Here is a 21905-nt window from a genome sequence, read left to right on the forward strand (position 1 = left end):
AAGAATGAATAATATACTAGAAGTAAAAAACTTAAAAACGTCTTTCTTTACAAAACAAGGTGAAGTACAAGCCGTAAGAAAAGTAAGTTTTAATATAGGAAGAAAAGAAATTGTAGGGTTAGTTGGGGAAAGTGGTAGTGGAAAGAGTATAACTTCAAAATCCATAATGGGTCTAATAAGTAGCCCAGGAAAAGTAGTGGGCGGAGAAATACTATTTGGAGGTAGAGACTTAGCTAAGTTAAATGAAAGTGAAATGAGAAAAATAAGAGGAAATGAAATTTCTATGATTTTTCAAGATTCAATGACAGCTTTAAACCCACTTATAAAAGTAGGCAAACAAATAAGTGAAGTACTAATGAGACACCAAAAAGTTAACAAAAATGAAGCTAGAAAAAAGGCAATAGATTTACTTAGAATGGTAGGAATACCATCACCAGAAGTAAGGGTTGATAATTATCCACATGAATTTAGTGGAGGTATGAGACAAAGAGTCTGTATAGCTATGGCTATGAGTTCATCACCTAAATTGTTAATAGCAGATGAACCTACTACAGCATTAGATGTGACCATACAAGCACAGATTTTAAGGTTAATTAAAAATCTGAACAAAGAAAATGAAAGCTCAACTATTTTAATAACTCATGACCTTGGAGTAGTCTATAATACTTGTGACAAAGTTATAGTAATGTACGGTGGACAAATTATGGAAACTGGAACAGTGAAGGAAATATTTGAAAGCCCTAAACATCCGTATACCATAGGTCTTTTAAAGTCTATACCAAAGAGTAACTCATATGAAAAAGAAAGACTAGTTCCAATTCAAGGCTCACCACCTAATTTGCTTAATCCACCAAGTGGATGTCCTTTCTATGATAGATGTGATAAGAAAGATGATATTTGTAAAAAAACTATTGAAACAAATGTATTAAGTAAAACACATAAAGTAAATTGTGCAAAATTAAGCGAGGATGAGAAAAATGAATTTGGTAGAAGTTAAGAATTTAAAAAAATACTTCACTCAAGGTATTGGAATCTTGAAAAGAGATATTAAAGAAGTTAAAGCAGTAGATGATGTAAGTTTTAATATAAAAAAAGGAGAAACTTTAGGATTAGTTGGAGAGAGTGGGTGTGGTAAATCCACTTTAGGAAGAACTTTAATAAGGCTTTATGAAGTAACAGATGGAGAAATATTATTTGATGGAGAAGATATAAGCAAAAAGAACGAAAAAGAATTAAAATCTTTCAGAAAAAGAATTCAAACTATTTTTCAAGATCCTTATGCTTCATTAAACCCAAATATGATGGTAAAAGATATAATAAAAGAGCCTCTTGATATCCATACAGACTATTGTAATAAAGAAAAAGAAGCAATTGTTTATGAAATGCTAGAAAAGGTAGGTCTATCTAGAGACTGTGCTAGAAAGTATCCCCATGAATTTAGTGGGGGGCAAAGGCAAAGAATTGGTATAGCAAGAGCATTATCAGTTAAGCCAGATTTTGTTTTTTGTGATGAACCTATTTCAGCATTAGATGTATCTATACAAGCTCAAGTTATTAATTTACTAGAAGATTTACAAAAGGAATTTGATGTAACCTATCTTTTTATTGCACATGATTTATCTATGGTTAGACATATTTCAGATAGAGTATGTGTCATGTACCTAGGTAAAATTGTAGAAATTGGTAATAGTGAGGATATATATATAAATCCTAAACATCCTTATACTAAAGCCTTGCTTAGTAGTATACCATCTATTGATAATGAAAGAATGGAAGAGATATTGGAGGGTGATGTTCCTAATCCAATAAATCCTCCCTCTGGATGTAGCTTTAGAACTAGATGCAAATTATGCGAAGAAATATGTACAAAAGAAGAGCCAAAGGCAAAAATATATGAAAATAATCAGATAGTTTATTGCCACTTAATGTAAAACACAGACTATAAGTCTGTGTTTTTATTATTTATAAAACTTATATTTATATGATTAAAATTAAGGAATATATTTTTCTACAAAATCATTTATTGTAAGCCAATAAAGATAAGGTGAAATTAAATCTGAATTTGCATGCTCAGCACCTTCAATAGTTAATTTTTCCTTTGGAGATTTAGTGGCATTATATAACTTGTCCATCATAGAATAAGGAACAAATTTATCACTATCACCATGAATATAAAGAATGGGCACAGTAGACTTTTTTACTGCATCTATGGCGGAAGCTTCTTTAAAAGAATATCCAGCTCTTAATTTAGTAATAATATTAGTAACATTTAGGACATAAGATGTCGGTACGTTTAAATAAGTTTCTAATTCATAACTAAATTCATCCCAAACGGAAGTATAAGCACAATCAGATATAATAGCCTTCACATTAGGAGGTAAATCCTCTCCTGAAGCCATTAAAACCGTGGCAGCACCCATAGAAGTACCATGAAGAACTATTTTAGAATTTGAATTATTTTGAATTATAAAGTTAATCCAACTTATTATATCTAGTCTATCGTCCCAACCCATTCCAATATAATCACCTTCACTCCTTCCATGACTTCTTAGGTCTGGAATTAACACATTATATCCCATTTCATAAAAGTATTTTGCTTTAACACTCATTAATTTACCGCTACCACCATAACCATGAACAACAATCGCCCATTTATCAGTATTATTATTTTGATTTATTGTATAAGCATGTAAATTTAAATTATCATTTGATTCAATATAACTCTCGGTATAATTAGACTCTTTTTCAAGCCATTTTTCATCATCTCGTAGTTTATCCCCGTTATGATCTGCATAAACTATATCTTTTGAATAATTTGCATTTACTGCTAAATTATAAAAGAATATTCCTACCAAAGAACTAACCCCTAGGCATCCAATCAAGAGTACAAGCGAAAGGGTTATTATTATTTTCTTAATTTTTTTCATACATAATACCCCCATAAAGATTTAAGAAATATATTATCATATGTTGCTTATATTTTGACGTAGTATCATTTGGAATAAGTGATAAAAAATGTAATATATCACAGGATATAGTCTTTATTACTGGCTTTATAACTTATATATATAATTTATACTCTATTAATTATATATATAAAAGTAGTAGAATTATAAAGGACATTATTTCACAAAGTGAGACGACAAATGTCCTTTTATAAGAGAAATATAAAGACTATTTAAAAAAAATACTTATTGATACTATATAAATATGAAGGAGATAAAAATGATAAAAGCAACAAGTAGACAAAGAGGAATAATAAATGCAATTATAAGTTCTGATGGTTATATAAGTGGAAATGATTTAGCAAAAATAAATCAGATATCTGTAAAAACAGTACAAAGAGAGATAAAGGATATAAATGATTTTTTACAATCATACAATTGTGAAATAATTTCTAAAAGAAGTCATGGATATAAAATAAAATATGAGAATTACGACGATTACAAAGTGCTAAAAAGTATAGTTGGAGAAATCGATTGCAACTGTATGTACACCTTAGAAGAAAATAGGGTGGAATGGCTAATTAGAAAGCTAGCATTTCTATATGTGGATAGCGAAACAGAATCAATAAAACAAGATGAGTTATGTGATGAGTTATTTATAAGTTTATCTACATTAAAAAATGATTTAAAAGTCGTAAAAAATATATTACATAATTATGACTTAAAATTATCCCGCAAAGGAAATTCAGGTGTTTATATTAGTGGTGATGAAGCTAAGTTTAGATACTTTTTATCTGATTATATTGTTCATAAAATAGGACAAGAAAAATCAGGTACTATTTTAGAAATGATAGATACAAAATCTTCAGAAAGTATTAAATCTATAATAATTGATGTAATAAACAGATATGACTTAAACATTACTGATTTAGGATTTGATAATTTATTCAATCATATAGTTATTACTATTACAAGAATAAAAAATGACAAGATTATCAATGAAGAAAAAGTAAAGAATATACCAGCAGATGAAATGGAATATGAAGCATCATTAAATCTTTGTAGGCAAATATGTAAGTTGACGGAAATTCAATTTCCAACAGCAGAAGTTGTGTATATATATCAGCATTTAAAATCTCAAAACAGATTATTTAAAGATGATAACTATTCCATAGATGAAGAAGATAGTAAAAATTTAAAAACTATAAGAAAGTCTTTAAAAGAGATTTATTTACAAATAGGTATAGATTTTACTCATGATGAAATACTGGAAAATGGTCTTCTTGTTCACTTAAAAAGTGTTCTTCACAGAATACAATACAAAATGAAAATAAGAAATAATCTGCTAGACCAAATAAAGAAAAACTATGTACTAGCTTACGAGCTATCAAACTTCTTGGCTAAAGCAATAGAAGAAGATATGAATGTGGAAGTAGATGAGAATGAAGTTGGATTTTTGGCACTACATTTTGGTGGTGCACTAGAAAGGATGAACATAAAGGGAAGAAAAGATAGACTTCGAGTAATTGTTATATGTGCATCTGGCATGGGAACATCCATACTTCTAAGAAGCAAATTATCAAATAGATTTGGATCTAAAATTCAGATTTGTGGAGTATATCCATCTTATAAATTGGAGGAGTTAGATTTTAAAGATATTGACTTGATAATTTCAACTATTAATCTACAGTACAAAAACTTACCTATTATAAATGTATCACCTATTCTAAGTGATACAGATATGAATAAAATAAATCATTTTATAAGTAAAGGAAATGAAAATTACAAACTAGATATAAAATCATACTTTAAAGATGAAATATTCTCACCAAACTTAAATAAGGATAATTACTTAGATGTGGTAGAATACATGTCCAATAAAATGTATGAATTAGGATATATAGACGAAGTAATGAAAAATTCCTTTATAGAAAGAGAACAACTTTCATCAACAGAAATAGGGAATATGGTTGCCATTCCTCATGCACTAGTTGGAGAAGTGAAAAAGCCTGGAATTTATGTAGCAATTTTGGAAGAACCAATAAAATGGGTATACTCAGAAGTTCAACTAGTAATGATGATAGCCATAAATAAAGAGGTATTTCTAGAACATGAAAATTTATTCTTGGACATATATAACCAAGTTGATGAAATGTATAAAGTTGAAAAAATAATTAACAAAAAAGATTTGAATTATATTAAAAAATTATATTAATAAAGGGAGATTAGGATTATGAAAAAAATAGTAGTAGCATGTGGAGCAGGAATAGCAACATCAACAGTAGCAATACAAAAATTAAAAGCTGGATTTGAAAAAAGAGGCTTAGGAGGACAAGTTTCATTTACTCAATGTACAGTAGCAGAATTACCAGGAAAAGTTGCAGGACATGATATGGTTGTTACTACAGCTCAATTTAGCCAAAGTGTGGATATACCAGTTATATCAGGATTACCTTTTATAACAGGATTAGGAGTAGATAAATTAATGGATGATATAGTTGCAAAACTAGGAATGTAGGTGGAATGAATGTTAAGCAAGGACCTAGTATTTTTAGATGTAGAATATAAAACTAGTGATGAATTTTTAAATTCTATAGCAGATGAACTATTAGAAAAAGGATATGTAAAAGAGTCTTTTAAAGATGCAATTATAAAAAGAGAAGAAGAATATCCGACTGCCATAGGAACTGAAAAATATAACTTAGCTATACCTCATACAGATTCAGAACATGTAAATAAGCCAGGAGTAGCATTTGTAAGATTAAAAAATGAATGTGAATTTAAAGAAATGTGTACCAATAATGATATTAATGTAAATATGGCATTTGTATTATTAGTTACTCAAAAAGAAGAACAAGTAAGCCTTTTATCAAAATTAATGGGATTATTTGGAGAAAATGAATTTTTAGAGAGTTTATATAATGAGCAAGACCCATCAGTAATAGTAGAAGTTTTAAATAACAAAATATCATAAAAAATAATAAATAGGGGGAATAGTAATAATGGATATATTACAAAAGTTAGTTGACTTAGGTCCTTCAGTAATGATGCCAATAATATTTGCAGTATTTGCAGTATGTTTAGGCGTCAAGCTAGCAAATGCTATAAAATCAGGACTTCTAATAGGAATAGGATTTATAGGTTTAAATGCAATAATAACAATATTAACAGAAAATTTAGGACCAGCAGCAGAAGCAATGGTTAAAAACTTTGGATTAAACTTAAATGTACTTGATGTTGGTTGGCCAGCAGCTTCAGCAATAGCATTTGGTTCAACAGTTGGTGTTTTAATAATACCTTTAGGAATAATAATAAATGTTGTAATGTTACTTACAAGAACAACTAGAACAGTAAATATAGATATATGGAATTTCTGGCATTTCGCTTTCACAGGTTCTTTAGTTTACATGCTAACAGGAAGTTTACCAATAGCTTTAGTGATGTCAGCAGTAAATATGATAGTTACAATGGTTCTTGCAGATAGAACTGCTCCTTTGGTAGAAAAAGAATTAGGACTTCCTGGAATATCAATTCCTCATGGCTTCTCAGCATCTTATGTGCCAATAGCATGGTTAGCAAATAAAATATTAGATTTTATACCAGGAATAAATAAAATAAAGTTAGATGCAAATGATATACAAAAGAAATTTGGGGTATTTGGAGATCCAGCTATATTAGGAACATCAATAGGTGTAATACTTGGATTACTTGCAAAATATGATGTGAAAGGGACTTTAAACTTAGCTGTAGTAATGGGTGCTGTACTTGTACTTACTCCAAAAATGGCAGCAGTATTGATGGAAGGCTTAATGCCAGTGTCTGAAGCAGTACAATCTTTAATTCAACGTAAATTTGAAGGAAAAGCTAAGCTTTACATAGGATTAGACTCAGCAGTAAGTGTTGGTCACCCAGTTACACTAGCAGTTTCACTAGTTTTAGTGCCAGTAACATTAATATTAGCTTTAATAATACCAGGAAATCAATTCTTACCATTTGCATCATTAGCAGGATTACCATTTATGTTTGTTTTGATTACTCCACTTGTAAGAGGAGATTTCTTTAGAGCATTTATAGTAGGTATTATAGTTGTAGGAGCAGGGCTACTAATAGGAACAAGTATGTCTCCGCTATTTACAGAAGCAGCACTAGCAGCTAAGTTTGCTATACCAAATGGAGCTACAATGATATCAAGTATTGACTACGGTTCAAGTCCACTTCCATGGCTAATAGTTAAGTTGACTGAGTTAAAAACAATAGGAATAGGAGCATTAATAGCTTCAACAGTTGGAATTATGTTATGGAATAGAAGATTAATATTAAAAGAAGATCAAGCAACAGAAGAAGTAAATAATTTAGATCAAGCAAATTAATTCCTTAATTTTGGTAAAATATAAAAAGTAAGTCTCTTTAATAAGAGACTTACTTTTTTAATGCTTTATAAACTTCATATTCAAGTGAGGCATTACATTTGCCACAAGCAGTACCTGCCTTTGTAGTTTTTCTAATATCATTTATTCCACGGCACCCATTATTTAGAGCATCCATAATGTCATAATTATAAATATTATAACAAGAACAAATTTTTTTAGGTTTATTAGAATTTATTATTTTAAATTTCTTGTTTTTTTTAATTAATTTACTAAACATAAATTTATCCTCCTAAAGCTTATATAGATATTAAATTTTATACCCAATTATAGTTTTTAACATCAAATTAAATAAATTGTAAATGCATATAATATATATTTCTGCTACATTTATAAATATATTCTATATAAATATTATTAAATGGGAGGTATAATATGAAAAATATAAATATGGTGATTAATACTGTATATTTTCTTATAGGAGTACTAATAGTATTAGCTATGGGTGAGTTAAGTGAAATTTGTATTAATTTAAAACAAACTTCTTATGATTCTATATATGACTATTTAATAATGTTAGTAGAATTTGGTGGATACATGATTTTAGGTTTTTGGATAGGGATTAAAGATATTTATACTGAGTTCAAGAAAGATGGAAAGTGGAAGTTATTGAATTATAGATTTATTATAATATTCATATTTGCTATGATATCAATTTCTTCTTATTTTATATACTTAAATTTCACTATATTAAATAGTTTAACTTTGGTGCTTTTTGCTCTTTCAGGATATATTTTATCTCAATCATTTAAAAAAGTTGAGGAATAGTAAAAAATATTTTTATTTTACCTTATTATTATTTTTTATATAAAAAACTGATAAAAATTCCTAAATTATTTCAAATAACTTAATACCAATGGTATAATAATATTGGTATTACTTACTGAATGAAAGGGGTAGAGATTATGGGAATAACATTAGCTAAAGGTCAAAAAGTTAGTTTAACAAAAGGAAATCCAGGACTAAAAAATATTATGGTAGGTTTAGGATGGGATACTAATAAATATGATGGTGGATTTGACTTTGATTTGGATGCATCAGCATTTCTATTAGGAAGTAATGACAACGTAACACAAGATACTGATTTTATATTTTATAATAATCCAAAGCATTCTTTAGGAGCTGTGGAGTATTTAGGAGATAATAGGACTGGTGAAGGTGATGGAGATGATGAAGAAATATTACTAAACTTATCATTAGTTCCAGAAAATATAAATAAGATTGCTTTTACTGTAACAATTCATGAAGCAATGGAAAGAAGACAAAATTTTGGGCAAGTAAGTAACTCATATATCAGAGTTATTAATAAAGATAATAATGAAGAATTATTAAAATTTGACCTTGGAGAAGATTTTAGTATAGAAACAGCAGTAGTTGTAGCTGAAATATATAGACATAATGGAGAATGGAAGTTTAATGCGCTAGGGTCAGGATTTGAAGGTGGATTAGAAGCTTTATGCAAAAACTTTGGTATTAATTTATAGAAAGATACTTATTAGAATATAAAATGTATTAATTAATATGGAGGTTATATAATGGGAATAACTTTAAAAAAGGGAGAAAAAATTAATCTTACAAAAGGAAATCCAGGATTAAAAAATATTAAATTAGGATTAGGATGGGATATTAACAGCTTTGATAGTGGTTACGACTATGATTTAGATGTAAGTGTATTCATGGTAGGGGAATCAGGTAGAGTAGAAAGAGATGAAGATTTTGTATTCTACAATAATTTAAAACATATCTCTGGGGCAGTAGAACATTTAGGTGACAACAGAACCGGAGAAGGCGATGGTGATGATGAAGAAATCTTAGTTGATTTAAAATTAATTCCTAATCATATACAAAAAATAGCAGTTGCCGTAACAATTTATGAAGCTAAAGAAAGAAGACAAAATTTTGGACAAGTAAGCAATTCATACATAAGAGTTTTAAATTCTGAAAATGAAGAAGAAATACTAAGATATGATCTTGGTGAAGAATTTAGTATAGAAACTGCCATAGTAGCATGTGAATTATACAAATACAATGGTGAATGGAAATTTAGCGCAGTAGGATCAGGGTTTGAAGGTGGTCTAGAAGCTTTATGTAAAAATTATGGATTAAATGTATAAAATAGGGGGAAATACTTATGTCAATTAGTTTGAAAAAGGGAGAAAAAATAGATTTAAAGAAATCCAATCCAGGGCTTAGTTCTTTACTAGTTGGGCTTGGATGGGACCCAGTTACTCAAAAAGGAGGAGGGTTCTTAAGTAGTTTATTTGGCGGAGGAGGAGCAGATGTAGATTGTGATGCATCAGTTTTTATGCTAAATGAAAAAGGTCAAATGAACAACAGTAAAGACTTAATTTATTTTGGGAATTTAAAAAGTACTTGTAAATCTATTGTTCATACAGGTGATAACTTAACTGGAGATGGCGATGGTGACGATGAACAAATTTTAGTAAATTTAAATAAAATACCATCTGATGTTGATAAACTTTTATTTGTAGTCAATATTTATGATTGTGTAAGTAGAAGACAACATTTTGGAATGATAAAAAATGCTTTTATAAGAGTTGTAGATAGAGATACAAATAAAGAAATAGCAAAATATAATTTAACAGATGACTATAGTGATAAGACAGCTCTTATAGTAGGTACAATATATAGATATAAAGACACTTGGAAATTCTCAGCAATAGGAGAAGGAACTAGAGATACATCTTTAAGAGATATAAGAGAGAATTTAGCCAGAGTAGAATGTGCATATGGGGTATAAAAAATGAAATTTTTTAATGAAAAACAAGACAAAGTACTAAAAGAACTAGCGGTTACCGTAGAAACAGGAATAGAATCCAAAGAGATTGATTCTAGAAGAAATAAATATGGTTTCAACGAATTTACACCAAAAGAAGAAGGTAGTTTTTTTGATGACTTAAAGGAAGCTTTAAGTGAACCAATGATAGTAATATTAATCGCAGCAGCAATAATAAGTGCAGTTGTTGGTGAAACACATGATGCTATAGGTATAATATGTGCCATAGCTATAGGTGTAGGAATAGGAATGGTTACAGAAGGTAAATCTAAAAAAGCAGCAGAGGCACTTTCAAAATTAACAGAAAATATAGAAGTTAAAGTGCTTAGAGACGGAAAAGTACAACAAATTCCTAAAAATGAATTACTTCCTGGAGATATAGTTTATATTGAAACAGGAGACATGGTTCCAGCAGATGGGAGACTTATAGAATCTGTAAACTTAAAAGTTAGAGAAGATATGTTAACAGGAGAATCTGATGATGTATCCAAAAATGCAGATATTACAATACCAATGGAAAAAATAGAATCAAAAGGTCAAACAATAGAACAAGAGCCTATACCTGCTAAACAAATAAATATGGTATTTGGTGGTACACTAGTTGCCTATGGTAGAGGAACTATGGTAGTTACGTCTATTGGTGATGATAGTGAAATGGGTAGAATTGCTCAAAACCTAAGTGATGAAGATGAAGAAACACCACTACAATTAAAACTTGGAAATCTTGGTGCTATGATAGCCAAAGTTTCTAGTGCAATAGCAGGTTTACTATTTATATTTATGATTTTCAAAATGGTTATGAACAACACATTAAATATTGATATGTCAGGATTTATGCCATTCTTAGAATCAATAGGACCAGCTAAAACTGCATTTACAGTATGTGTTGCCTTAATAGTTGCAGCTGTACCAGAAGGTTTGCCAACTATGATAAATATGACATTAGCAATAACTATGCAAAAAATGGCTAAAATAAATGCCTTAGTTACTAAAAAAGAAGCTTGTGAAACTATAGGTTCTGTTTCAGTAATTTGTTCAGATAAAACAGGAACATTAACTCAAAATAGAATGACTGTAGAAGTAGCATATGTAGATGGAAGATATATAGATGGAAATGATATAAATACAAATAGTTTCTTTGAAGAAAACTGTTTAATAAACTCTACAGCTGATATTGAGCATAGTGAAGAAGAAGTAAAATATTTAGGTAGTGCAACAGAATGTGCTCTGCTTTTATATAATAAGGAGAAAGATTATAGAAAAATAAGAAGCAGTGCAGATGTGACATCTCAAAAACCATTTACTTCAGATACAAAAAGAATGAGCTCATTAGTTGCAAATGGTGATTCTTATCTATTGTTAACTAAAGGAGCACCAGAAGTACTATTAGATTTATGTACTTTTGTCCAAAAAGGTGAAAACATAATACCTATAACTGAAGAAATAAAAACAGATATATTAAAAGAAATAGAAAAACTACAAGTTAAATCAATGAGAACTTTAGGATTTGCTTATAAGCAAATTTCATCAGGTGGCCAAGAGGCTGAAGTAGCTTTAACACTTGAAAATGAAACAATAGATATATCTTTAGAAGAAAACAACCTAGTATTTAGTGGATTTGTAGGTATAAGAGATCCACTTAGACCAGATGTTGTTGAATCAGTGAAAGTAGCTAATCATGCTGGTGTTGCTGTAAAAATGCTTACAGGCGACAACATAATCACAGCAAAAGCAATTGGTGAAGAATTAGGATTATTAAAAAATAATATGAGAGCTGTTGAAGCTTCTTATATTGACACATTAAGTGATGAAGAATTAAGAGAAGAAATAAAAACAATATCTATAGTTGCTAGAAGTAAACCAGACAGCAAAATGAGAATAGTATCAGCACTACAATATAATAACGAAGTAGTTGCAGTTACAGGAGATGGAATAAATGATGCTCCAGCTTTATCTAAAGCAGATGTTGGTATAGCTATGGGTATATCTGGAACAGAAGTTTCTAAAAGTGCTGCAGATATTATATTAACTGACGATAGTTTTTCAACAATTGTTAAAGGTATAAAATGGGGTAGAGGAATATACGATAACTTCCAAAGATTCGTTCAATTCCAATTAACAGTAAATGTGGTTGCCTTCTTAATAGCAATAATATCTCAAGTGTTAGGTCAAGAAATGCCATTTACAACTATACAATTATTGTGGGTAAACATAATAATGGATGGACCTCCAGCATTAGCTCTTGGACTAGAGCCAGTAAGAGATTTTGTTTTAAATAGAAAACCTGTAAACAGAAATGCTAATATAATATCTAAATCAATGATAAGAACAATAATTTTAAATGCATTATTTATAACAGGTTTATTACTTGCACAATCTACATTCAATATATTAAATGTAACACCAGAAGAAAATGAAACAGTAATGTTCTCATTATTTGCATTCTTGGCTTTATTTAATGCATTTAACTGTAGAGAATTTGGTAGTGATAGTATAATACCAAACTTCACAAAGAATAAACTTGCATTACAAATAATATCTGTAACAGGAATAGCACAAATTTTCTTTGTACAAATATTCCAAGACTTCTTTAACTCTGTATCATTAAGTTTTGGATTATGGATAAAAATAATACTAGTTGCTGCATCAATAGTAGTAGTTAATGAAATAGTGAAATTAGTAATAAGATTGTTTAACCCAAAAACAGAGAAAAGTGAAGAACTAGCAACTGAAAATGCTTAAAGATAATATCCCCATTCTTTTTAAGGATGGGGATAATTAAAAATAATAATTAAATTTGAGGAGGATAAAATGAGTAATTCTAAAGTCTTTGAAAAAATATTCTCCAGCCAAATAGATAGGGAAAATTACACAATTACTAGTGGATATACGAATTATTTTATTTCATATATAGGATTAGAAGATGAAGATTTGTATAATTTAGAAATCTTCAAAACAAAATATAATATTGATAATAGGAAAGATATAGCCTTATTTAGTAGTAGTTTGCCAAATCCTAGTGATTTTGATATGATAAACTATTTCAAAAATAAATTAAGTAATTATAGAAATAATTTAGAACATATGGACATTAGAATAATTTCAAATGAAAAAATAAACAACAATATAAAAAAATCATTTGATAAGGTTTTAAAAGAAGAAGAAAAGCAATTTAATAATGAAAGAGTTAAGGAAAATTTTATTATCAAGGTTATGTCGTGGATAAAAACTTATGTAGATCCCTTAACTATAAATAAAGATGATGCACCAAAAATTATTTTTTATGGAGAGATAAAAAAACATGAAGCATATTTCTTAGCGATATTATATTTAGCTGGTTTTGATGTATTATATCTAAATCCTAATTCATCAAGCAATATAGTAGTTTTAAACAAAGACTTATATAAAATAGAAGAAATTGTAAAAGAAAATGTTGAAGATATGCTTACTTTTGAAGAGAGAGTTGCTCTTGGAGAAAAAGTGAATAAAGGATCTATAAAAAAAGCAATGACTATAGGGGCACAGGCATCACAAAGAATAAGTAATGAGTTATTAAATGAATCTGGATTTATTAAGCCGTGGCAGCTACAAGATAGAAAGATAAAAAACGTTTTATTGACTTCAACTATGGAGGAAATATCTATTTATTGGAACCAACCTTTAAAGCTAAGACCTGGTTTTAATTTCGATAATAATTATATAGAGGTGTCTGTATTCTTTTCTAAAATAAATGGAGTATACAATGATAAACATGAATATCGAAACTTTGTAAAAATATTAAAAGGACCAAGAGAATATGTTAATTTCATTGATTTAAAAGATGGATTTGAACAATTGGCTAAACCATTTACAAATGATGCTTTTAGCTTATCTTTTATACTTGATTCAAAGGGAGTAATAGATAAAAAATCTGTTTTACAAGAAAAAAGTTATTCAATATCAACTTTAGGCAAACCTCAGCAAACTATGATTTTAGAAAAGGTAGAAGAAATTATAGCAAGTAATGTATTTATTGATGAATTAAATCGAGAAGATAGGATAAAAGGTTTATTTACAGTCTTAAACATGGATAAAAAATTTGTACATATGATAAATAACTTTGATTATGCTTTAATTAATCCAAAGTTAGTTGTTTATATGGAAGAAGCCGTAGTATTTGATAAGGAAATTGGATTTTTATTACTTTTACTATCAAAAATAGGATTTGATATTATTATATTATCACCAGGTGGAGACAACTGCATTGAAAATGTAATATCTTCTAAAGTAATAGATATTCACAGGCTGGATAAAATGATTTATCAATTTGATTTAGATGAAAAAGAAGAAGAGGAAAAAAGTATATTAAAAAAATTATTTAGTAAAAGGGGATTATTTTAATGGGAATAAATCTTAATAATTTATCTAGGGACAATAAAAACACACCACAGGTTATTAATAATACAGAAGTAAATAATACTGAAGAAAATTTTGATATCGTGGAATATACAAATAAGAAAAAGCAAGAACTTAGACAATCTAGAGAAGTAGAAGCGTTAACATCTCTTATAGAAGTAGAAAATCCAAATACGATTCTTGAATTTGGTCGTCCAGCAGCAGAAGGAATCGCTAGAATATCAAATAGTTTACTAAACACTATTAAAATGAATAAGAACGAAGAAAATTCAAAAATGATAGAACAGTTAGCTAAAATAATGGATAGATTTGATTTAGATGATTTCCAAGAAACTAAAGAACCATCATTTTTGCAAAAGATATTTAAAAAAGCTAGTAATGCTATAGAGCTTATGTTCCAAAAATATGAGACTTTAGGTGGAGAAGTTGAAAAGATTCAAATAGAATTAGAAAAGTATGAAAGAGAAATACAAACATCTAATAAGCAATTGGGAGCTATGATAAACGAAAACTTTAATTTCTACGAAGAACTTCAAAAGTATATAGTTGCTGGTGAAATGGCAATAGAAGAAATGGATAATGAAATTTTACCTCATTTCAAAAACTTGGCAGAAACTAGTGGAAATCAAATGGATGTGGTTAATTTTCAAGAACTTACTAAAGTATATGATATGTTAAATCAAAGGGTTTATGATTTAAGAATAGCTGAAAATATAGCAATACAAACTATACCAATGCTTAGAGGAATGCAACATAATAACTATGGTTTAATAAGAAAAATAAATAGTGCTTTTGTTGTTACTTTACCAGTATTTAAACAATGTTTATCTCAAGCAATTTTGTTAAAGAAACAAGAATTACAAACAAAATCTTTACAAGCTCTTGATGATAAAACAAATGAGTTACTTATAAGAAATGCTCAAAACGTAACATCACAAAGTATACAAATAGCTAAAATGGCAAATTCAAGTTCTATACAAATAGAAACTTTAGAGAAAATGCATAGTACAATTAAAAGTGGAATAGAGGAAACTCTAAGAATAGAAGCTATGAACAGAGAATCAATAAAAGATAATACTAAGAGATTAGAAGAACTTAATACATCTATAATTTACAATAAATAAATTGACAGAAATACAAAGGACGTTAGTTCTTTGTATTTATCTTTTTGGAGGCGTGAAAATTGAGATACTTTGATTTTATAGGTAAAGAAGATAGAAAGAGGCTATTTTTTAAAGAGCCAGAAGAATTTAATAAAAATACAGATATAAATATATTGAAGTATGCTCTAGGAGCTTTTTTATATATACCAGCCACACAGTATAACATGATGTATAAAAATATTATGGGAAATGTAAAATGTTCTAGACCTTTGGCTATATGTTTAGAAGATTCAATAGGCACAAGTGGAGAGGAAGAAGCAATTCAAAATTTATCATTAGTACTAAATAATATAAAAGGAGAAATTAAAGATAGTGAAAGACCACTTATTTTTATTAGAACAAAAAATCCTACACAACTAGAAAAAATAAAAAATATTATTTATGAAAACAAAGAGATGTTAACAGGAATTCTTGTTCCAAAAGCAAATAGTATTATTATCGAAAAATGCATTGAAGTACTAGACACCATAAATCTAGATAAAATTTATTTGTTACCTATAATTGAAAGCAAAGAATTTATATATAAAGAGAGCAAAGAAAAAGCATTTTTAGATTTATATAATACTTTAATTAAACATAAATCTAGAATACTTAATATTAGAGTGGGGATAACAGATATTCTTGGTATTTTTGGAATAAGAAGAAGTAAGAATATTTCCATATATGAAAATATTATTTGTACAAACTTTATAAATGATATTATTACATATTTATCTAGAGAAGAATTAGACATCCCTATTAGTGGTGGTGTATCAGAATTTTATGATATAAGTAATAAAAAGATCAAAGAAGAATATGTTAAAGAAATATTGTTAGATAAATTCCATGGATTAGTTGGAAAAACAGTAATACATCCAAATCAAGTAGCAATAGTACAAGCTCTTTGTGCAGTAAGTTATGAAGATTATATGGATGCAAAGATGATTTTAGAAAGTATACAAAGTAAGTATGGTGTTAGTAGAAGTATATCAGGGCAACGTATGAATGAAGTTAATCCTCATCTTTTATGGGCTAAAAAAATCATCATGTTATCTAAAATATATGGAGTATTAAATGAGGGGATAGACTATAATGACTTACTTAAATTTTAACTGTGATTTAGAAATTAAAGAAAATGTACTAGGCTTAAATCTAGAAGACTTTCTAGAAATAGCAGTAAGAAATAATGACAAAAGAAGATTTTTATTTGTGTCTAAAGTTCTTGGTAAGCATATTGCTTGTAGAGCAAAAGATATGGACAATTTGGGGAAATTAATAGTGGAAGCTTATAATAAAAAAAGAAATCCGTCTAGTGGAGTTGTAATCTCCTTTGCGGAGACAGGAACTGCCATAGGACATAGTGTATTTAATTATATGGAAAATGATTATGAATTTTTACATACTACTAGAGAAAGTGTGGAAGGTTTTGAAAGTTTAGACTTTTTAGAGGAACATTCTCATGCTACTAATCATAATCTTTATTTTAATAAAATAAAAAATTTTGAATTAGGAGAAGAAGTTGTACTTGTAGATGATGAAGTAACGACTGCAAATACTTGTATAAATCTTATTAAGAAAATACATAAATTGTACCCAAAAGAAAGATATACAATTTGTTCTATATTAAACTGGGTAGAAGGCGAAAATTTAAAAAGAATAAAACAATTGGAGAAGGATCTAAACTGTTCTATAGAATTTGTATACTTATTTAAAGGTGAGTTTGAATTTAAATTAAATGATTTAAATATCGATGATAATAAAATTAAAAATGATAAATTTTTTGAAGATAAAAATGAAAATATTCAAATAAATTATATAAATCTAGATATGGATGATTACATTGGAAAAAAAAGATATGTAAAATATACTGGTAGATTTGGACTTAATAAAATAGAACAAAACAAGTTAAAAGACATAGTAAAAAGAGAGTCTAAGAAACTTAATATAGAAGATAAAAATGCTAAAGTATTATTTTTAGGAACGGAAGAATTTATGTATATACCGATGTTATTTGCAAAATACTGCCAGGGAAATATATATTATTATTCAACAACAAGAAGTCCAATAATTAATATTGATAAAAATGAATATCCAATCAAATCTAAATTTGAGTTAAATAGTCTTTATAATAAAAATGTGAAAAACTACCTATATAATATAGATAAAAAAGATTATAATGAATGTTTTTTATTTGTAGAGTTTAATAAAGATAAAAAAGTTTATGAAGAAATAATTAATATATTTAAACAAACTTCAATAAAGAAATTAAATATAGTTTGCTGTTAAAAGGAGAGACTTATGGGGGAATTTGGCACATATTCAAAAGATGATGTAATTTTTTTATTAAAAGATATTTCTAATTTAATAAAAGAAGAAGGTAATAAAGAAAGAGAAATGAAGATTCAAAGTGGGACTCATTACTCAGAGATGATACCTATTGAATATAATGTAAGTGGAAAATATTTGAATTTATATTATGAAAAACTAAAAGCTACAAAGTATAAATTAGCTTTTGCAGTAGGAGTAATGAGTGAAAAAATAGTGAAGAAAAATGGATATGATGTAGTTTTAGTATCTTTAGCAAGGGCTGGAATTCCCATAGGAATTTTAGCTAAAAGATACTTAAAAGAAAAATACAATATGAATCTACCTCATTATTCTATATCAATAATAAGAGACAAAGGTATTGATATGAATGCTATTGATTATATATTAAAAGAACATCCTAATTCAAAAATCCAATTTATAGATGGATGGACAGGAAAGGGAACTATTTGCAAAGAACTAGATAAGGCTTGTGAAGATTTAAATTTAAAATATAAGATGAAATTTGACTCTACTTTAGCAGTACTTGCGGATCCTGCTGGGTATTCTGGGTTATATGGTGTTAGGGAGGATTTCCTAATTCCAAGTGCATGTTTAAATTCAACTGTCTCAGGCCTTATAAGTAGAACAGTCCTTAGAAAGGATATAATAGGAGAAAATGATTTTCATGGAGCAAAGTACTACAAAGAATTAAAAGAACATGATGAATCTATAAAATATCTTGATACAATTTGTGATTGCTTTAAAAATCAATATGAAAATATAGAAAAAGAAATAAAAAATTGGCAAGATGATATAATAACAAAACTTGCTGATGAAGATGTTAGAATAATAAAAGAAATATATAACATAAAGGATATAAATTTTATAAAACCAGGAGTAGGTGAAACTACAAGGGTTTTACTTAGAAGGATCCCCTACAAAATACTAGTAAAAGATATAAATGATAAAAATTTAGATCATATATTTGTTCTTGCAAAAGAAAAAAATGTTCCAATAGAAGAAGTTCCTTTAAAAGGATATAGTTGTTGTGGAATAATAAAAAATATGAAGGATGTATAAGATGGTTATTTTTTCAGATTTAGATAGAAGCATAATTTATTCAAGTAAGTTTTTAAAAGATATAAGTCAAAACTCTTATGAATGTATAGAACTAAAAGATAATAAAGAGATATCTTACGTATCTTTAAAAACAATGGAAATTTTAAAAACAATAAATGAAAATACTTTATTTATACCAACAACAACAAGAACAAGGGAGCAGTTTGAAAGAATTAATTTTAATAAATATAATATAAATTTTGACTATGCAATTACTAGTAATGGAGGACATATATTAAAAAATAATAGACCACTTTTAGGTTGGCAGGAAGAAGTAGAAAAAATAAAAAAATCATCTGAATCTATTGATGTAATGTTAGATCTATTTGAACCTTATATAAAAATGAATGGTATTACGAATTTTAGAGTAGCAGAAAATCTATTTTTTTACATTGTTGTAGACTTTAAAGAATTTGACATAATGAGTATATATACTTATATAAGTATATTAAATAATAAAAATTGGATTTATTATGTTAGCGGCAGGAAAATATATTTCTTACCAAAAGGAATTACAAAAGAAAGTGCAATTGAGTATATTTGCAAAGTTGAAAATATAGAAAGTTTTGCAGTTATTGGTGACTCTAATATGGATAGAGGAATGCTAAATATAACTGATAATGCTTATGTTCTAAAACATGGAGATATAAACACTAATGATATAGAAGGGGAATTTATTAGAAGTATGGAAGAGGGTATAAAAGGAACAGAAGAAGTACTTATAAATTTATTGAAAAAAATATCATTATAAGTTTAAAGTATCATGGATTTAGTATAGGGAGGGAAAAATGAATTTTATTTTAATAATGAGTATTATGCAGCTAGTTATTGGTATAGCATTATTTACAGTGGGGATAGTAGCTAGAAACTCTTCGGGACATGAAAATAAAAAAAGATTTTTTAACAAGATGAAAAATCAAGGTGTACTAAACGTTATCCTTGGTATTGTTGCAATAATAATGCAATTGATAAATGAAGAGCTTGGACTTATATCCATGGGCATGTATGCAATAGGAATTTTATTTACTACAGTATATTTACTAATTAATTTGATTTTTCTTGTTAAAAACAGTACCATGAGTAAAAATAATAGAATTATAATTATTACAGGAATTCTATTATTTGGTATATTTATATTTTTAGGGGATATTATATCTGATAAATTTGCCTTTGGATATAGAAAACTTAATGAACCAATTAAAATTGGAAAAGAATTTTTACTATATGAATGTGATGATAAATCCCATGGTAATGAAAAAGTGTATATGACTATAAATAAAATAGAGAAGGATAATGGGTCGTGTGTTGGAGATGATGAATCGCAGTGTACCATTATGGACTTTGATTTAAGATATGAGGGAAAAAAGCCATTAAAGCTTGTTAATGAAAATAGAAGTTTTAGTGATCTGTGTAGTTTTAATACTATTGTATCATCAGATAAATTAAAAGATGGTGAGTGGGAATATGAATTTCTTATAGAAGATGACATGGACTCTGAGGTTATACACAGTGAATATACTAAAAATTTGCCTAAAGTAATTAAGCCAGGAGCTACATTGAAAAATATAGTTTACCCTATAGCTATTATGGGAGTTGGATATGATGATATATCCATTAAAGATATGAATCTACAAATTGAGACAGGGTTGAAAATGCAACATGAAGGTAAGGACATAAGAGAAGACATAAATAAATAATAAAAGGAACTGTTGTATGTTAATTTTTAATATAACAGTTCCTTTTTAATACTATGAGTATTACTTTTGTTATTTAACTATATATTTATCTAAAAAATCACTTACTGTATTCCAGTAAAGGTTTGGATTAACTAAAGCAGCTTTTCCGTGGGCAGCATTTTTTATGGTAAGTTTGCTTTTTTGTGAACTTGTAGCATTGTAAAGCTGATCCATCATATAATATGGAACAAAATCATCTTTGTCTCCATGAATATAAAGAATTGGAGTTTTTGATTTAGCTACTTGCTTAATTGGAGAAGCTTCTTTAAGGGAGTATCCAGCTTTAATCATTGTAACTATATTAGAAAGATTCATTACAGGAAAGGATGGCAAATCAAATAAAGCTTTTAATTGATAAGTAAACTCATCCCAAACTGAAGTATAGCTACAATCTGCAATAATAGCTTTAATATTAGAAGGCAGACTTTCTCCTGAAGTAGATAAAACAGTAGCAGCTCCCATAGATGTACCATGTAAAATTATTTCAGAATTTGGATTATCTTTAACTATGATATTAATCCAGTTAATTATATCAAGTCTATCATCCCAGCCCATTCCAATATAATGACCTTCACTTTTTCCATGGGCTCTTAAATCCGGTACTAGAACATTATATCCCATATCATGAAAATGTTTAGCCTTAGAGCTTACAGTTTCACCTTCAGAAGTATAACCATGAACTACAATTGCCCATTTATTAGTTTCAATTTTATTTTTTATTTCATAAGAATGTAGTTTAAGATTGTCAAAAGAATTTATATATTTATCATTATAATTCGAATCGTTTATTAGCCAATTAACATCTTCTTTTATCTCCCCTTCATCGTCATCATCACCAAATATCATATCCTTTGATGTAGATGGATTAATAGCTAGGTCATAAAAATAATTCCCTATAAAAGCGCCTGTGCCAACAGTTATTAATAATAGCATTGCTATTAAACTTATTATTATTTTTTTCTTTTTAGTCATATTCAATCTCCTTGTGTTTTAAACCTAGAAAATATACTACCATAAAAATGAATACTTTGAAATAC

21 protein-coding genes are annotated in these 21905 nt (G+C 27.9%); 18 read left to right on the top strand and 3 right to left on the bottom strand.

All coding sequences use genetic code 11. From position 1 onward, the window contains the following. Positions 1 to 4: 4 nt before the first annotated feature. Positions 5 to 997, top strand: a complete 993-nt coding sequence (locus TEGL_RS04060) for an ABC transporter ATP-binding protein (RefSeq protein ID WP_018592814.1) — start codon at positions 5 to 7, stop codon at positions 995 to 997. Beyond that, positions 969 to 1931 (top strand): ABC transporter ATP-binding protein, encoded by a 963-nt coding sequence (locus TEGL_RS04065; RefSeq protein WP_033316621.1) that lies wholly within the window; start codon positions 969 to 971, stop codon positions 1929 to 1931. The genes TEGL_RS04060 and TEGL_RS04065 overlap by 29 nt, the downstream gene beginning before the upstream one ends. Positions 1932 to 1991: 60 nt before the next feature. Here TEGL_RS04065 and TEGL_RS04070 read toward each other — a convergent pair whose 3' ends face one another. Next, positions 1992 to 2927 carry an alpha/beta hydrolase gene (locus TEGL_RS04070; RefSeq protein WP_018592816.1) on the bottom strand — a complete coding sequence of 312 codons (936 nt, stop codon included), beginning with the start codon at positions 2925 to 2927 and terminating at the stop codon, positions 1992 to 1994. 298 nt (positions 2928 to 3225) lie between these two features. Here TEGL_RS04070 and TEGL_RS04075 point away from each other — a divergent pair, with 298 nt between their 5' ends. Genes TEGL_RS04075 through TEGL_RS04090 form a run of 4 tightly spaced genes read left to right on the top strand, consistent with a single transcriptional unit; the run spans position 3226 to position 7315 of the window. Further along, positions 3226 to 5160: a BglG family transcription antiterminator gene (locus TEGL_RS04075; protein ID WP_018592817.1), complete on the top strand. Its 1935-nt coding sequence runs from the start codon at positions 3226 to 3228 to the stop codon at positions 5158 to 5160. Between the two features lie 18 nt (positions 5161 to 5178). Further along, positions 5179 to 5463 carry a PTS sugar transporter subunit IIB gene (locus TEGL_RS04080; RefSeq protein ID WP_018592818.1) on the top strand — a complete coding sequence of 95 codons (285 nt, stop codon included), beginning with the start codon at positions 5179 to 5181 and terminating at the stop codon, positions 5461 to 5463. A gap of 9 nt (positions 5464 to 5472) precedes the next feature. Then, entirely contained in the window at positions 5473 to 5919 is a 447-nt protein-coding gene (locus TEGL_RS04085; RefSeq protein ID WP_018592819.1) for a PTS sugar transporter subunit IIA, read from the top strand. A gap of 28 nt (positions 5920 to 5947) precedes the next feature. After that, a complete protein-coding gene (locus TEGL_RS04090) occupies positions 5948 to 7315 on the top strand; it encodes a PTS galactitol transporter subunit IIC (protein WP_018592820.1) in 1368 nt (455 codons plus the stop codon). 49 nt (positions 7316 to 7364) lie between these two features. On the opposite strand, the gene TEGL_RS04095 is transcribed toward TEGL_RS04090, so the two are convergent. Continuing rightward, positions 7365 to 7592: a (2Fe-2S)-binding protein gene (locus TEGL_RS04095; RefSeq protein WP_018592821.1), complete on the bottom strand. Its 228-nt coding sequence runs from the start codon at positions 7590 to 7592 to the stop codon at positions 7365 to 7367. A 155-nt stretch (positions 7593 to 7747) separates the two neighbouring features. Between TEGL_RS04095 and TEGL_RS04100 the strand changes: the two genes are divergently transcribed. The 12 genes from TEGL_RS04100 (at position 7748) to TEGL_RS04155 (ending at position 20829) form a co-directional block, all read left to right on the top strand. Further along, the gene (locus TEGL_RS04100; protein ID WP_018592822.1) at positions 7748 to 8140 is read left to right on the top strand and encodes a hypothetical protein; all 393 of its coding nucleotides are present in this window, start codon (positions 7748 to 7750) and stop codon (positions 8138 to 8140) included. Positions 8141 to 8274: 134 nt separating this feature from the next. Beyond that, positions 8275 to 8856, top strand: coding sequence for a TerD family protein (locus TEGL_RS04105; RefSeq protein ID WP_367656672.1), 582 nt, complete (start codon positions 8275 to 8277; stop codon positions 8854 to 8856). Positions 8857 to 8904: 48 nt separating this feature from the next. Continuing rightward, complete coding sequence (locus TEGL_RS04110; RefSeq protein ID WP_367656673.1) at positions 8905 to 9486, top strand: TerD family protein; 582 nt, start codon at positions 8905 to 8907, stop codon at positions 9484 to 9486. A 17-nt stretch (positions 9487 to 9503) separates the two neighbouring features. Further along, positions 9504 to 10133 (top strand): TerD family protein, encoded by a 630-nt coding sequence (locus TEGL_RS04115; RefSeq protein WP_018592825.1) that lies wholly within the window; start codon positions 9504 to 9506, stop codon positions 10131 to 10133. A gap of 3 nt (positions 10134 to 10136) precedes the next feature. Then, a complete protein-coding gene (locus tag TEGL_RS04120) occupies positions 10137 to 12911 on the top strand; it encodes a calcium-translocating P-type ATPase, PMCA-type (protein ID WP_018592826.1) in 2775 nt (924 codons plus the stop codon). A 69-nt stretch (positions 12912 to 12980) separates the two neighbouring features. Further along, entirely contained in the window at positions 12981 to 14549 is a 1569-nt protein-coding gene (locus TEGL_RS04125) for a YceG family protein (protein ID WP_018592827.1), read from the top strand. Next, entirely contained in the window at positions 14549 to 15688 is a 1140-nt protein-coding gene (locus tag TEGL_RS04130) for a toxic anion resistance protein (RefSeq protein WP_018592828.1), read from the top strand. Before TEGL_RS04125 ends, TEGL_RS04130 begins: the two co-directional genes overlap by 1 nt. A 59-nt stretch (positions 15689 to 15747) precedes the next feature. Beyond that, the gene (locus TEGL_RS04135; RefSeq protein ID WP_018592829.1) at positions 15748 to 16818 is read left to right on the top strand and encodes an HpcH/HpaI aldolase/citrate lyase family protein; all 1071 of its coding nucleotides are present in this window, start codon (positions 15748 to 15750) and stop codon (positions 16816 to 16818) included. Further along, positions 16799 to 17992, top strand: a complete 1194-nt coding sequence (locus TEGL_RS04140; RefSeq protein ID WP_018592830.1) for a phosphoribosyltransferase family protein — start codon at positions 16799 to 16801, stop codon at positions 17990 to 17992. The genes TEGL_RS04135 and TEGL_RS04140 overlap by 20 nt, the downstream gene beginning before the upstream one ends. A 12-nt stretch (positions 17993 to 18004) precedes the next feature. Continuing rightward, entirely contained in the window at positions 18005 to 19093 is a 1089-nt protein-coding gene (locus TEGL_RS04145) for a cysteine protease StiP family protein (protein ID WP_018592831.1), read from the top strand. A 1-nt stretch (position 19094) separates the two neighbouring features. Then, positions 19095 to 19883: an HAD hydrolase family protein gene (locus TEGL_RS04150; RefSeq protein ID WP_018592832.1), complete on the top strand. Its 789-nt coding sequence runs from the start codon at positions 19095 to 19097 to the stop codon at positions 19881 to 19883. Between the two features lie 37 nt (positions 19884 to 19920). After that, entirely contained in the window at positions 19921 to 20829 is a 909-nt protein-coding gene (locus tag TEGL_RS04155; RefSeq protein ID WP_018592833.1) for a DUF3185 family protein, read from the top strand. A gap of 69 nt (positions 20830 to 20898) precedes the next feature. Here the strand turns inward: TEGL_RS04155 and TEGL_RS04160 are convergent, their stop codons facing one another. Next, positions 20899 to 21840, bottom strand: a complete 942-nt coding sequence (locus TEGL_RS04160; RefSeq protein ID WP_018592834.1) for an alpha/beta hydrolase — start codon at positions 21838 to 21840, stop codon at positions 20899 to 20901. Between the last annotated feature and the right edge of the window lie 65 nt (positions 21841 to 21905).

Source organism: Terrisporobacter glycolicus ATCC 14880 = DSM 1288 (assembly GCF_036812735.1).
Lineage (GTDB): Bacteria > Bacillota > Clostridia > Peptostreptococcales > Peptostreptococcaceae > Terrisporobacter > Terrisporobacter glycolicus.

Excerpts from the sequence above, each read along its gene's own strand:
- TEGL_RS04060 (WP_018592814.1), top strand. The coding sequence starts at position 5 with ATGAATAATATACTAGAAGTAAAAAACTTAAAAACGTCTTTCTTTACA.
- TEGL_RS04065 (WP_033316621.1), top strand. The coding sequence starts at position 969 with ATGAGAAAAATGAATTTGGTAGAAGTTAAGAATTTAAAAAAATACTTC.
- TEGL_RS04070 (WP_018592816.1), bottom strand. The coding sequence starts at position 2,927 with ATGAAAAAAATTAAGAAAATAATAATAACCCTTTCGCTTGTACTCTTG.
- TEGL_RS04075 (WP_018592817.1), top strand. The coding sequence starts at position 3,226 with ATGATAAAAGCAACAAGTAGACAAAGAGGAATAATAAATGCAATTATA.
- TEGL_RS04080 (WP_018592818.1), top strand. The coding sequence starts at position 5,179 with ATGAAAAAAATAGTAGTAGCATGTGGAGCAGGAATAGCAACATCAACA.
- TEGL_RS04085 (WP_018592819.1), top strand. The coding sequence starts at position 5,473 with ATGTTAAGCAAGGACCTAGTATTTTTAGATGTAGAATATAAAACTAGT.
- TEGL_RS04090 (WP_018592820.1), top strand. The coding sequence starts at position 5,948 with ATGGATATATTACAAAAGTTAGTTGACTTAGGTCCTTCAGTAATGATG.
- TEGL_RS04095 (WP_018592821.1), bottom strand. The coding sequence starts at position 7,592 with ATGTTTAGTAAATTAATTAAAAAAAACAAGAAATTTAAAATAATAAAT.
- TEGL_RS04100 (WP_018592822.1), top strand. The coding sequence starts at position 7,748 with ATGAAAAATATAAATATGGTGATTAATACTGTATATTTTCTTATAGGA.
- TEGL_RS04115 (WP_018592825.1), top strand. The coding sequence starts at position 9,504 with ATGTCAATTAGTTTGAAAAAGGGAGAAAAAATAGATTTAAAGAAATCC.
- TEGL_RS04120 (WP_018592826.1), top strand. The coding sequence starts at position 10,137 with ATGAAATTTTTTAATGAAAAACAAGACAAAGTACTAAAAGAACTAGCG.
- TEGL_RS04125 (WP_018592827.1), top strand. The coding sequence starts at position 12,981 with ATGAGTAATTCTAAAGTCTTTGAAAAAATATTCTCCAGCCAAATAGAT.
- TEGL_RS04130 (WP_018592828.1), top strand. The coding sequence starts at position 14,549 with ATGGGAATAAATCTTAATAATTTATCTAGGGACAATAAAAACACACCA.
- TEGL_RS04140 (WP_018592830.1), top strand. The coding sequence starts at position 16,799 with ATGACTTACTTAAATTTTAACTGTGATTTAGAAATTAAAGAAAATGTA.
- TEGL_RS04145 (WP_018592831.1), top strand. The coding sequence starts at position 18,005 with ATGGGGGAATTTGGCACATATTCAAAAGATGATGTAATTTTTTTATTA.
- TEGL_RS04150 (WP_018592832.1), top strand. The coding sequence starts at position 19,095 with ATGGTTATTTTTTCAGATTTAGATAGAAGCATAATTTATTCAAGTAAG.
- TEGL_RS04155 (WP_018592833.1), top strand. The coding sequence starts at position 19,921 with ATGAATTTTATTTTAATAATGAGTATTATGCAGCTAGTTATTGGTATA.
- TEGL_RS04160 (WP_018592834.1), bottom strand. The coding sequence starts at position 21,840 with ATGACTAAAAAGAAAAAAATAATAATAAGTTTAATAGCAATGCTATTA.